At 30.0% G+C, this 13,802-nt stretch carries 12 protein-coding genes and 2 pseudogenes; 2 read left to right on the forward strand and 12 right to left on the reverse strand.

Annotated features, from left to right (window positions below; genetic code table 11):
- Positions 1-824: 824 nt before the first annotated feature.
- The 8 genes and pseudogenes from CLPU_RS05455 to CLPU_RS05480 all read right to left on the reverse strand — a co-directional run bounded on the left by CLPU_RS05455 (position 825) and on the right by CLPU_RS05480 (position 6,713).
- The gene (locus tag CLPU_RS05455; protein ID WP_050354644.1) at positions 825-1,619 is read right to left on the reverse strand and encodes a DUF169 domain-containing protein; all 795 of its coding nucleotides are present in this window, start codon (positions 1,617-1,619) and stop codon (positions 825-827) included.
- 29 nt (positions 1,620-1,648) lie between these two features.
- Positions 1,649-2,482, reverse strand: coding sequence for a MetQ/NlpA family ABC transporter substrate-binding protein (locus CLPU_RS05460; RefSeq protein WP_050354645.1), 834 nt, complete (start codon positions 2,480-2,482; stop codon positions 1,649-1,651).
- A 17-nt stretch (positions 2,483-2,499) separates the two neighbouring features.
- A complete protein-coding gene (locus CLPU_RS05465; protein ID WP_097677538.1) occupies positions 2,500-3,177 on the reverse strand; it encodes a methionine ABC transporter permease in 678 nt (225 codons plus the stop codon).
- Positions 3,171-4,172 (reverse strand): methionine ABC transporter ATP-binding protein, encoded by a 1,002-nt coding sequence (locus CLPU_RS05470; RefSeq protein WP_050354646.1) that lies wholly within the window; start codon positions 4,170-4,172, stop codon positions 3,171-3,173. The genes CLPU_RS05465 and CLPU_RS05470 overlap by 7 nt, the downstream gene beginning before the upstream one ends.
- 668 nt (positions 4,173-4,840) lie before the next feature.
- Positions 4,841-5,050: pseudogene (locus tag CLPU_RS16580) on the reverse strand (transposase); the annotation flags it as partial.
- Positions 5,051-5,117: 67 nt separating this feature from the next.
- Positions 5,118-5,924 (reverse strand): MBL fold metallo-hydrolase, encoded by an 807-nt coding sequence (locus tag CLPU_RS05475; RefSeq protein WP_050354647.1) that lies wholly within the window; start codon positions 5,922-5,924, stop codon positions 5,118-5,120.
- Between the two features lie 15 nt (positions 5,925-5,939).
- Positions 5,940-6,164 (reverse strand): ASCH domain-containing protein, encoded by a 225-nt coding sequence (locus tag CLPU_RS16585; protein WP_321169968.1) that lies wholly within the window; start codon positions 6,162-6,164, stop codon positions 5,940-5,942.
- 3 nt (positions 6,165-6,167) lie between these two features.
- Positions 6,168-6,713, reverse strand: a complete 546-nt coding sequence (locus CLPU_RS05480; RefSeq protein ID WP_050354648.1) for a GNAT family N-acetyltransferase — start codon at positions 6,711-6,713, stop codon at positions 6,168-6,170.
- A 490-nt stretch (positions 6,714-7,203) separates the two neighbouring features.
- On the opposite strand from CLPU_RS05480, the gene CLPU_RS05485 reads away from it, so the two are divergent.
- On the forward strand, positions 7,204-7,803 hold the full coding sequence (locus tag CLPU_RS05485) for a GNAT family N-acetyltransferase (protein ID WP_082154094.1): 600 nt from the start codon (positions 7,204-7,206) through the stop codon (positions 7,801-7,803).
- Between the two features lie 308 nt (positions 7,804-8,111).
- Here CLPU_RS05485 and fosX read toward each other — a convergent pair.
- Positions 8,112-8,512 (reverse strand): annotated as a pseudogene (gene fosX / locus CLPU_RS05490) (FosX/FosE/FosI family fosfomycin resistance hydrolase).
- Between the two features lie 628 nt (positions 8,513-9,140).
- On the opposite strand from fosX, the gene CLPU_RS05495 reads away from it, so the two are divergent.
- Positions 9,141-10,223, forward strand: a complete 1,083-nt coding sequence (locus tag CLPU_RS05495) for an ABC transporter substrate-binding protein (RefSeq protein WP_050354650.1) — start codon at positions 9,141-9,143, stop codon at positions 10,221-10,223.
- A gap of 409 nt (positions 10,224-10,632) precedes the next feature.
- On the opposite strand, the gene CLPU_RS05500 is transcribed toward CLPU_RS05495, so the two are convergent.
- From CLPU_RS05500 to CLPU_RS05515, 3 genes are all read right to left on the reverse strand, one after another.
- A complete protein-coding gene (locus tag CLPU_RS05500) occupies positions 10,633-11,157 on the reverse strand; it encodes a GNAT family N-acetyltransferase (RefSeq protein WP_050354651.1) in 525 nt (174 codons plus the stop codon).
- 209 nt (positions 11,158-11,366) lie between these two features.
- A complete protein-coding gene (locus tag CLPU_RS05505) occupies positions 11,367-12,179 on the reverse strand; it encodes a hypothetical protein (protein ID WP_050354652.1) in 813 nt (270 codons plus the stop codon).
- 832 nt (positions 12,180-13,011) lie between these two features.
- Complete coding sequence (locus CLPU_RS05515) at positions 13,012-13,788, reverse strand: SDR family NAD(P)-dependent oxidoreductase (protein WP_050354654.1); 777 nt, start codon at positions 13,786-13,788, stop codon at positions 13,012-13,014.
- Positions 13,789-13,802: the final 14 nt, after the last annotated feature.

Genomic DNA, 13,802 nt, shown 5'->3' on the forward strand with positions numbered 1-13,802 from the left:
TCTCTAGTTCATCTTTTATAGCATCCCATTGTTTTAAAAATACTTAATAGTCTAAAACTAACTCTATATAGGCTATATTTAACTAAAAAATTGCATAACTTGTTCAATTCTTTATGTCTAAGATAAGATATTGACATAACTCTAATATAAAAACTTAAAAGATCTAGAAGTACAAATATTTGTTGCACAAAATAAGCTACATTCTTTTTCAAAATGTAGCCTATTGATTTACCTGCCTCTATACTTTTCCTTTTTCTTTTGCTATCCCAATTCAAACCAACTCAAAATGGTTCTCCCCAAAATACTTTCAACTTGCATGTTACTTTGTCCATATCAAATTCCTCCTAAAAATATCTTAGCAAAAAATGGACAGACAGCCTTAGGAGGTAGATTACTGACAACAAGATGCTGAGTCTGGACTACCAACCAGAACTGTGTTTTTATCTTTGCACGTTCATTTTAACTCTTTTTAATGCTTATTACAAGTTTATCTAAAGTCAAAGTGTTCATAATCATCCTTTAAGCAACTGTATATCATGTCATAGCTTCACTAATTCTTTATAAGGTGGTGACCCCTATATTTATAACCTCTGGCGATCTTTTTTTCTAATGCAAATATTACTCATATTTGGTCTAATAAAAGAAAAGAGAGCATTCTGACGGATATGAAAAAAGAATTGAAGAAGTAGTTGAAAAAAATTAAGAATTACAAAGCTAAGTTTACTACCGATAAAGCTGAAGATTTATTAGGTGGTATAAATGATTTATTTAGGTAAAATAGACAAAAGCCAGTCGGGATTATAATGGTCCTGACTGGCTTTTGTTTATTTCTTTGCATAGTTGTAATAATATGATTTATCATAATCCACGTAAATGTCTGTTATATTGTTATCCTTTAGATTTTTCCCTATTCTTAGTTTTTCGGAAAGAGGCTCTGTTGCATTGACTGTATGTAAAACACCTTCAACGATATCTGCAAACTTATTGTAGGGGATTCCAATGGCAAAATCATTCTTAGACCATGCACACCAAAATCTTGTACCTGAACACAATACAGAAACATTTATATCATTACTTTCAAATGGATATGCGGTACATTCAGAGCAAATTGCCTGATTACCTCCTATCTTAAAGTTTTTTTGTGTACCATAGATGTAGCAATAGCCTTGAATAATTCTCATTGCATTATATGAGTTGGTAACAATAATTACAATATCTGGAGCCTCGGTAAATTTTTCAAGTGGTTTTAGCATTACACCATAAGCAAGATGGTTGCAAAAAGTTATATCATTTCTTGCACTTTTTGCAACAACAATATCCTGATAAAGCCCTAGTTTTAGTGATGAACGACCTGATCTTGAAAGCTCATCGGGAGGAGCCATACCTAATGCATTAATAGCCCCATTACAACCAAATTGTTCCAAATTGGCTTTTATGCTAACACCTATCATCGCACTCTTAACCATGACACAATACGGAGATTTATTGATAAGTGGTTTGGCATCTGCATTATCAAAATCCTCTTTTTCAAACAGAAATTTCACTCCAATTATTTTTCGTTCTATCTCCAATACTGAGTTTAGTTTTATAACAGTAGTCTGCAATGTTTCGGTACCCATAGTAATCATGCTCCTTCTATAAAAGCTAATTATTTATAATATTTATATAAGTCGGCATATTCCTCTTTGGATTTTTTTAAATATTCGTCTGATATAAAGCGTTCTGCAAGATATTTTGCCCACTCTGCTTCCTTGTCCTTATCTTGAACAATAAGACCTACTGGACACTCATCCTTATCAGTAGGATTCTCATAGAGATATTCATTAACATCAACGCCTCCTGCTTTCTTTACATAGAAGATAAAAGAAATTACAGCATCTGCATCATCTAAACTTCGAGCTACATTGATAGTCTCAGCCATGATTAGTTTTATATTTTTAGGATTCTCTACAATATCAACTTCAGTATAAAACTCTCCTGTCTTCTCACCTAGCTTAATCAAGCCAACATTCTGAAGCATATTTAATGCAATATCAAGATTGCTAGGATCGTTGGATACAGCAATTGTTGCATTCTTAGGGATATCATTAACAGTCTTATGTTTTTTAGAATACATTCTAATTGGAGAATAATAATAATATGGCTCGATCATCACAAGGTTGCTGTTGTTTTCCTTATTGAAGGTCTCTATCCATTTCTTATGGTTTACAAGGATACCGTCTACATCTCCATCTTTAAGTGCAGTAGCTGGCATACTATTACCATCGAACACAACAATTTCAACCTCGATACCTTTTTCAGCAAGGATTTCCTTTGCCCATTGAAGTCTCGGTTCAATGTTGGGAATAGTTGCAAGTTTAATAACTGTCTTTTGAGTTGAATCTCCTTTATCAGTATTAGATGATGGAGTAGTAGATTTACAAGCTATAGCTAAAATGCAAACTGTTACTAATAAAATTACGTAAAGTACTTTTTTAAACATAATAATTGCCTCCTTTGTTATTTTAACGATTTTTTATATAATTCACTTCCTATCCTTTGAATAATTAGCACCATAAAAAAGAGTATTATTACAGAGGTGTACAGTACTGTATTATTAAAACTTTGATAACCATAATTTAGTGCAACAGCACCAAGTCCACCTGCCCCAACAGCACCAGCCAAAGTGGTCGTCCCCAAATAGCTAATAGTACTAAGTGTAAGACTAGAAATCAGAGAGGGTACTGATTCTTTCAACATAATTCGAAATATAATTTGCATATCAGAGGCTCCAAATGAGCGTGCTGCTTCAATCAACTGTCGATTTACACCTATAAATATATTTTCAATTATCCGTGCGATATAGGGTGTAGCTGCAAGAGTAATCGGAAATATTGCAGCTTTTTCTCCTATTGTTGTTCCAACAATCATCTTTGTAATAGGTGAAAGTGCAACAATCAATATGATCATCGGAAAGGAACAAATTGTATTAACAATAAAGTTTAAAACACCGTATATCTTCTTCCGCGGTCTAAGTCCCAATGGTCCATACATAACCAGTGCAATTGCCAAAAGAAATCCAAAGAAGACTCCTAATATCATGCAAGCGAAAAGTATTTTTATGGTTGTTCCAATAGATGGGTATATTATCTTCGTAAAATAATTACTCCAATTTATCCAGAATGTACTGTCTAACAAGATTCATCGACTCCTTTTCCTATCTCCCTGCCTTCTTCTATTAAATTCCATTGAACTGTCTTATCTTTAAGGTATTGTGCTATTTTAGGTAAGTCTTTACTTTGAACGTTAATAATAATAGATCCTAAAATATCGTTTCGATAGTTTTCCATATCACCACCAAGTATTTTAAAATCAATCTCAAGTTCTCGAGCCATCTGAGTAATGATTGGCTTAGATGAATGTTCACTTGACAAAAGAACTTTCATGTTGATTCCAGAGTCTAATTGTGGGAGATCTTTCTGTCCAATTAGGTTTATAAGTGCATTTGGCTGTTGTAAAAATATGTCCTCTATATTCCCAACTTCTGCTATTGCTCCATCTTCCAATATTGCAATCTCCTCGCAACAACTTTGTAAGACAGACATCTGATGTGTTACAACTAAAATTGTAATACCAAAATCCTTATTAATTTGATTTAACAGTGTGGTAACAGACTGTGCTGTTTTTGGATCTAGTGCCGATGTGGCTTCGTCACAAAGTAATATCTTAGGATCCATCGCGATTGCACGTGCAATTGCAACCCTTTGCTTTTGTCCACCAGAAAGCTCTTTTGGTTTAGCATCTAGCTTACCGCCTAATTCAACAATTTCAGCCAATTCTTTTACCCTGTGGTCTATAAATGATCTCTTATATTTCCAACATTTAAGCGGTAAAGCTATGTTTTCATATACTGTCATCCTTTCCAACAGTGAAAAGTTTTGAAAAATCATACCTATATTTTTTCTAAATTCCCTTACTTCTTTATTCTTTAGAGATTTAACATCCACTCCGTCTACAATTACACTACCAGTATCATAGGTTTCAATACCATTTATACATCGGAGTAGCGTTGACTTGCCTGTACCACTTCTGCCAACCAATCCGAAGATTGTACCCTTTCTTATATTCAAACTAACACGGTCAAGAACCTTAATATCTCCGAAAGACTTTGTAACATTCTTAATATGTATCATATTATATCCCCTATATAAGTTATATTTTATATCGCAAGATTATTAATTAATAATCTTATAAATATCATCAAGATATTAATTAACATATTCGATATTTTTTTAGATTCTTAGTCTTTAATTCCACAATTTTCTCCAATATACCACCTTTCTAATGGAATATCAAATAGAGAGTTTTTATAGACAATCAAGGTATTATTCACTTTGGCTATGAATATTTACCCCAGTACTCATGCATTCTCAGGCCTTTAAAGATAAATTTTAAACTAGAATATCAGTTGCTGTTATTAATATCCTCTTAGATTTATAGATTAATCATTTTTATATCTACTTTGCAACAAGTAGATTAAATAAAAATCTCTTTGAAAGAGTTTCTGAGAATTTTTGCTTCATTGCTACCTTATAAGACATTATGAAGCGATAGACCTGTTTCCACAGATCATTCTTCCAACAAAAAAAGGTCTCCCGGATCTGCCACACTTAACACCCCAAGTGGTAAATCTCCGAAAAACCCATATCTATACCGTTTTTAAGCATTATTTATTATATTTTATAACAAGACAACTGTCTTCACGTAGGCAATCTACAGGAACATGTTTACTGGTTGCACTTCTGTGGTAGGTCTCCGAAAAGTCCGTATTTATTTGATTTTTGCCTTCGGTTAAATTTCATAAAGCAACTCTATCATCTATATTTGAAGGGGTTAATATATAGTCAGTTAAATATCTATCAAGTGTATTTAGTGTATGAAGTTTAAATCCATAGTAGGTTTCTTTTTTCGATGCACATCTGCCGTAGGTGGCTACGCCCTTAAAGGTTTTATGAAAATGTGTTCTACCAAACTTACATACGTAAATTAGCATACTATCTACTATGTTTAGACTTCTAGAGTGTGCCACTTTTACAGCAGATAGTTAATTCAGACTATATACCGCTTTTAATTATCAGCTACCAGTGAAGCTCTAAACCAACGCCCACTTCTTTTATTGGAATAAATTTATGAATTTCTGCCCGAACACTAAACGATGTACAATGGCATGGATAAAGCTCTTTTATACGATTCTTCTTCAAATATGCTATGGTTTCATCAAGTCGCTCACTTTGCTGAAACAAGTGAAAACCTCCAATAATACTGATAACTTTGTCATCGTTACATACTTGTTTTGCATACTCAATTATATTACAAATTCCACTGTGCGAACACCCTGTAATAATGTGCAAGCCATCTTTTCCTTGGTATACTAAAGCAGAATCGTCCATTACATAATCATCATACGTTTTACTATTTAAAGATGTTGTTCCAATGGGACTTCTGTTTTCAAAATCGTTTAACTGTGGTATTTGTCCCAAAAAGGTAATATTTTTACTAATACGAACAGGTTTTGCTGATAATTTTAAATTACAGTTCTGTGCAAGTGAGTCCTTCCCAATAGGGGAAGATATCTTCATTTCACCAAGACTTTTTTCATCAAAAGCATTCGGATGGGCAATAACTGTCACATCTTTCTTGATTTTATTAGAAAAATAATATGCTAATCCTCCTGTGTGATCGTTATGTCCATGAGAAATAGCAATAATGTTGACCCGGCTTAAATCTATTCCAAACGCTACAGAATTTTTTATAAATAAATCAGAATAACCAACGTCCAATAAAATTTTTGCATCATCATCCTCTATGTAATAACAAACAGCAGGTTCACCATAATAATATTGGTCAATGTATGTATTGTTATCTACAACTACTTTTAATTTCATTTAAACACTCCCTATTCACCAAATTTGAAAAACGCCAAAAGTATGATTAAAAGTAACTTCACAAAATTCTGCCACACTTACCTTAGTTGTTTTAATAATACACTCTTCTTTTCCATCAACACCAATTACTACACTATAATCTCCTACTCTAGGAATAGGTTCTCTTTCCATACTATAAAGTTGATAAGATAAATTAGTTGCAGTCCTAGTTCCTTTTTGATTAATTCCACAACTTACTATCTATCATTTATTTATGCGTCCCATCACAATTGTGTCATAGTATTTACCATCAGAAAGAAACTTATCCTCTTTAAGTATACCTTCTATTTGAAATCCTTGACTTTTATATAATTCAATCGCTTTTTTATTTGTCTCTAATACTGATAATGAAATTTTTCTGATATTTTGATTATCAGCCCATTTAATAGTTTCTCTCATCAGATTGTACCCAATTGCGTAACCCCAATATTTTTTCAGAACACAGATTCCAAACTCTACTTGGTGAGATAATCTTTTAAGATTGCTTCCTTCACATCTTGAAAACCCTAAAAGTTCCCCATCAGACTCAGCAACCAGGAACAGGTTATTAGTACTATCTAAATCATTTGTAATAATAGTTTTAAAGTCCTCTCCACTTAGAAAATCTTCTCCTTGTTCTCGATTCATATTTTCTGTTTCTCCATCAATTTGATATCGTATCCTAGAAAGTAAATCTGAATCCTCTTTTCGCGCACATCTGATAATATAGTCTATCCCTTTTACTGTAAAACTTTGATTAATAGACTTCAAATTAATTCCTCCTAAATATTCGTAATTATGTGCAAAAATTTTCTTGCTCATATACTTATCTTAATTATATCTTTCTTACAACCACCCTGTTTCCTTCAACCAGTTTTCTTGTTCGTTTCGCATTTTAATTATTTCTTCCTTCGATGGTACTCCTTCTCTATATACATACTTATCTTATTATAACAATCAATTAGTTATAGAAAAAGATAGACGAACTACCTTTTAATATACTGTATCTAAAACACTACTAGTAATCATAATAATTTTACTTTTTATTTAGTTAAATACTCTAATTTATAACCATCTCGTAAAATATAGTCTTTCTGTTCGTTCATTACTATATCTTCTTTCTTTATATAGTTTTTCTTCTACAATAAATTATCATTTATATTAATTAAACGAATAAGTTACCTTTACATTTCAATAGTTCTTACTTCTGAAATAGTTAAAATTATAAAATCGATATAGATTTTCTATTAAAGTGATTAAGATGACTGAGTCTTACTCTTTCAGATATGTTAATATATATATACCAAAAAAATTGGGGGGTAATGTAATGATATTTAGAAAAGCCCAAGCAACAGAAGTAGACAAAGTCAATGAAGTTATAATCCAAGCTGCTCATAGACTTAAGAAGCTGGGATCGAAACAATGGTCTAGTATGCTAAATGGGGAAAAACTTGTAGAAATTAAAGATCGAATTCAAAATGGTGAAGTTTATATCTACCAAGATAACAATACAACCGAGATAGCTGGTATCGTTTATGTGTATGACAATCAAAGTGAATGGGATAAACAGCTATGGGGTAATGACAATACAGCTAATACTTATTATATTCATAGATTAGCTATCGCTGATAAGTATTGTGGAAAAGGTATGGCAATTAATCTATTACAAGAACTGCAAGAAAGTGTTGAACCTCAAGCAATATTAAGACTAGATTGTTTAGCAGAACAAGCAGTTCTAAATAATTTGTATCAACGAGCTGGATTTTCATATTTAACTCGTATTAAAGATCATGATACAGGTGAACAAGTAGCCGATTTTAACTTATATGAGTGGCAAGCATCTAAAAATTCACAATACTAGTTACCAATATGACATTAGGGACGTTTTTATTTCATCACTTTAGAAGTGTACTAATAAAAACATCCCTAGATTTTTATATTATCCTAATGCTGGTATATCATTTTTTTTAACAGACTAGATATTCACCTTAATAGCATTCTCAATTGTTAAACCTTGAGATTTTAACATTTTTTTATATTTTTAGATGTATTTATCAATTACTTACTAAATGAATTAGGTGTAATATCATTTTCATTTACACCAATTTGACCTAAAACTGAATAAATATCTGCCCTTTTTGAAGCTTTAGTTACATGACTGTATTTACATTATTTTTTATATCTTTCTAAACGTTCATCTAAGGTACCAGTATGAAGTTCAAATAAATGATTATCATAATCATAGAAATAAATAGAATAAGCTTCTCCTTCAGCACGAGGTCTAGGTTCTTTGATTTCTACACCTAATTTCTTAATGCGATCAAAGTATTTATCAATATCCTTTTCTGATACTTTAAATGCAATGTGATTATACGTTTTTTCTAGTAAAGAATCACCTTCCATAATCGCAATCCAAATATTATCAATCAAAAAAAACGTTCCTTTGACAAAGAAAATATTTTATCTCCGCTATCATATACTTGAACAGCATCAAAAATAGTCTCAAAAAACAAAGTTGCTTTATTTAGGTCTTTGACTATAAACGTCATATGACTTAACTCTTCAATCATATTTCTATCCTCTTTATTATTTTTCCCAATCAGTCGTCATTAAATCGTATATTTTTTATAACCTCTCCTGATAGCAAAATATTCATTTAACAATCATTGATATTAACTATATTAAAAATTCTCTACATCTCCCACATGATAGAATTCCTTCTCTAGAATGGCATTGATACAACACCATTCTATCGATTACTTCCAGCATCAGTTATTAATTGTATTTGTATGATTTATAAAGCTTACTTCCATTTCTAACTACATTCTAAACTATAGTTTAACCCTAATGTCAACGTATATATATGAAAATTTTCGAAAAAAGTAAGCAAAACATTTTGTTCTGATTACTTATCTTTCATTTTTTATAAAAATATCAATCAAGGAATATTAATATAACAACATTTCTGAGAATAAGTAGTTCAAGGTATCAAATCCTAACTTATATAAATCAAATTAAACATGACTTGTTTCGACATTCTTTTTAAGTATGCAATGATATATTATATTGGAACTAACAAATAAGCTTATTAGTTATAACTAATAAAGTATAGTGAGCTAACTTGAATAGTAACCTATATATGGTACTATGAGTAGTTCATTAACTATAAAAAACATATAATAATATAAGGAGGATAAAATGAAAAAATTAGGGAAAAAAATAGGTTCGATTATTTTAGCTTCTTTAGTCTTAACACTAGGTTTATCAGGATGTCAAACTAAAGATAAACAAACTGTTAATAACGAAGAACGAAAGACATTAACTATATCAACATTTGGTTCTTTTGAAGATATGTATAGAAAAAATATTTTTGATCCATTTGAAAAAAAACATAATGTTAAAATAGTTCTTGAACTTGGGAATAACTCTGAAAGAATAAAGAAATTAAGAACTGACACTGATAAAGTTGATATAGCATTTTTCACAGATTATTATGCTATGCAAGCTATAGAAGATGGCTTATTTGAAAAAATGAATCGTGAAAATATACCTAACATAAATAAGCTTTATGATATAGCCAAAGAGCCTTTAGGAAAAGATTATGGACCTGCATATGCTATATCCAGTTATGGACTAATATACAATCCAGATAAGATTGAAGAACCTATTACATCATGGGGAGATTTATGGAAACCAGAATTAAAAGGAAAGATTGCATTAAGTGATATTACTGTTGCAGGAGGACCATTTATTCTAATGGCTGCAGCAGAACAAGCAGGAGTAGATATAAAGAAAGATGAAGATAAAGCTTTTGAAAAGGTAAAAGAACTAACTGAAAATGGATTGAAATTTCATGAAAAAACTTCAGAGGCTATGAATATGTTCTCTTTAGGGGATATTGCTCTTATGGATTCATATAGCTATGAAGTAGAATTTACAAAGGAAAATGTTCCAAACGCGAAATGGGTAAATCCAAAAGAAGGATCATATGCTTTATTGGAAACAGTAAACATAGTAAAAGGAACAAAAAATAAGGAATTAGCAGAAGAGTTTATAAATTGGCTATTAAGTGAAGATGTTCAAAAAGCTCAAGCTGTTGATAAGGTAGAATCTCCTGTCAATAAAGATGTAAAACTAACTGAAGAACAAGCTAAAGATATTGTGTATGGTAAGGAAATCATAAAAAATCTAAAAAGCGTAGACCTAAAATACGTTAATAAGTCCATGGATAGATGGATTGAAAGATGGAACAAAGAAATAAATAATACAACAAATAACTAAAAGGATATTAATTTTAAATAAATAGAATACAACTTTAGTATTTATTAAAAATCTATATACTTCATTTAAAAAACAAAAGCATCCTAATCTTTATATTAGGATGCTTTTGTTTAACTTAATTATCAATTTTGGAAGTAGAAGGAAAAAAGCCTTAAAACAAATCATAGTCTTAAGCTTTTTCTTTGAATTATATATATTATTTTTTCTTTCTGATACAATTAACATCATAGGACGACGCAGTTCATTTGATATTTCAGTAATAGTTTGTAATAAGTTCTCTGCAGATTCTGATTTGACAACTCCTATTATCTCAACCCCAGTTTTAATAAGAGTACTCAAATATGTTGCTAATGTTTTATCATACTTAATAGTTATATCAAGTTAAATTTTCCTTTTTAAAAATATTTAGTTATAGTTCCAAAATCATATGAATATCATAAGGCTCCAATTCATATAATTCTTTATTTATCTCATTCGTTACTTTTGCCCCTATAGCAAAATAAAAATCTATTGTATTTTTAAAGGGTGTAGCTGATATATATAAGCTTTTAGCGCCTACTTCTTTTGCTTTTTTAGATAATAAATTGACTAAATTTTTACCTATACCTCTTTTACGATAATCGCTACTTATGTATAGCATATCAAGTTTAAGCTGATCATTATTTCTACCAATAAGTTTACTTTCCAAAGCTCCTAATCCTACAATTCTTTCACCATCAAATGCACCATATATACTTCCATTTCTATCATATATATCTTGCAATCTATTAATATAATCATGAAGCTCTTTTAAATCCCAACCTTCAATATTATAAAATTCATTTACTAGTTCAAGTTTATTATTTCTGAAATAATAAACTTCACTTACAATTTCTTTTCTATCAATTTCACTCAATAATGAAAGTTCTGATCTTTTAAGTAATCTATATTCCAAAGTAATTGACCTCCTCTTATGTATAATTAATTTTTAAATTTCAATGTATATTTAATACTACTTAACTGCTCATTTTGAGAAACATATCATAAAGTTACAGCTAGATACGAGAACTATTGACCTATTGATGACGTCCTAATCTAATATTTTCAAATTCATAATGTTCTTAGAATAAAAACACATTGCCGAATACTATAAGAAAGTGGACTTTATCCCAAATTACTTTGGATATCATTAAGAGTTATTCCAGTTGACGGCAAAGACAATTCTTTTATCTCATCAAAACCTTTATCAGTCTTAATTTTTAAATCTTCAAAAGAAAAAACATATCGTTTTTCAAAATCTCCCTTTATCGAAAAAAATACCAACTTATCTTGTGGTAATGCTACTATAGAAAAGTTAGTCGCAAATTTGCCAGTATCCTGCTTTACTTTTTCCAAGATATTAAAACAGGATTCTATACTATCATTGATTTCAAGATTTAATAGCAATTGATGAGTCTTTTTATATCTATCAGCACCTATACCTTCTACTTCATCAATTTTTTTATCTTCAAAATCAGATAAGGCAAAATTAGTCATTATGTAAAATGGTGATTCATCACATTTATTATGTAGTATTTTTCGTCCTGGTTCTACAATTGTAACATTTCCTTGCTTATCAACAATCATATTATGTGTACTAGTAAATGGTGAATTAACGATTTCAATTTCACTTAAAATGTTTTTCAAATTATTTATTTCGATTTTCTCAGATAAAACATTTTCTATTAATGTTGTAGTAATCCATCTATTTTTACTCTGTCTCTTATAGCTGCCTTTACCATTTGAATCTACCATTAGATCATTGACAAACGTACCACTTGAATTTATTCCGAATGAAGTAAAATATTTTCCTTTGACATTTACCATAATTACAAACTCATTGTTATTTTTAAGGACAATTTTATAATCTATATCTCCGCTGTCAAAATTCATACCCACTATTGTCTTATTTCCCCTTACAGTAAAGCTTGTACACATATCTATCCACCTCACAAAATAATCTTTGTTTATAGAGTTCTCAAGTCTTACTTATTTTTTATACTAATCTAAATTAATTTACTATCTAATTCAAATAATTTCACTAACTAATATATTATAGAAATAAGATGTTATTAACAATGTAGGTGACAACACAACTAATATTTCACACGAAAATAAAACAAAATTAAGTCTATTTTTATTTTCATGCCATGTTTTAAAAATACTTAAAAAAATATTTCCTGACGTAAAGAACATAATTATATACATTGATAACTCTTTGGTTCTAATATTAGTAAAAAGTTTAAGGTAAATATATATAGAACATAGTATTAAACACAGTATTATGAATAATGTATTTAAGAACTTATTTAAATCATTTTTCATATTATCATCTCCTTATATTTAATACTATATAATTTACTATAATCATCACGATTGTTTTTTCTTCTTAATTCTACCATATATCAGACTAATATTACTAATTTAATAACCAATTTTAACATAATTATGAACTTGCCTAAATCCTATATACGCCTTTGTAAAAAATACAAGCTATTAAACTTTGTTTAATAGCTTGTATTTTTTACTAGTTATTTAATTATAAGATACTTAATATTTATCTACATATTCACCTGCACCATATCAATTTGATAATCTTATCCTTATTTCATTAATTCGCTCTTTATCTTTAAAATAATCGTTATTTATGTTAAAGCTATAAAATCTTATAAAGTTAGTAAATTTAACAATCATCAAAAATACTGTGAACATATTTTTACTACATAATTAACTTATATATTAAATAAGCTTCAATCATTTTTCATTTGTATTATACTATTGAAAATCCACCATCAACTAATAAGTACTGTCCACTTACGTATCCTGCACCTTCTGAAGCAAAAAATAGTATTGGTGCATTTAATTCTCCTCTAGATCCTGGTCTAGATGCCGGACACAATCCATTATACATTTTCATAAACTCCTCTGTTTTAAATAGTGTATTAGCCGTCATTTCAGACTCAAATAATCCTGGACATATTGCATTTGTTGTAATCCCAAACTGTGTATAAGATGCTGCCATACCTCTTGTAAGACCAATTACCCCAGCTTTTGTCATATTATAAGGATGTCTCCATAATGCCATTGGTTTATCTGCAAAAAGTGCATTAATGGATGCTATATTAATAATTCTTCCATAATTCTTTTCTTTCATAATAGGTACAACGTATTTACTCATATATATGATTCCTTTAAGGTTCACATTGATTGCTTTATCCCACTCTTCATCGCTTAAAGTTTCTATAGTACCTCCAGTTGCAATTCCTGCATTATTAAGTAAGATATCTATCTTTCCATAACGTTCTTTTACGCTATCAACTGCATTTTTAACACTTTCTTCATTAGATACATCGCATTGTACAGCAAATGCCTTTCCCTTACCCTTTGCATTTATCTCCTCTGCCAATGTATCTAATTTCTCTTTTCTACGAGCCATAATTACTACGTCTGCCCCATGTTCCGCAAATGCTCTTGCTGCATCGGCACCTAATCCGCTAGATGCACCTGTTATTACTGTTACTCTGTCTTTAAAATCAAATAAATTCATTATAAAATCATCCT

The sequence above is a fragment of the Gottschalkia purinilytica genome (assembly GCF_001190785.1).
GTDB lineage: Bacteria > Bacillota > Clostridia > Tissierellales > Gottschalkiaceae > Gottschalkia_A > Gottschalkia_A purinilytica.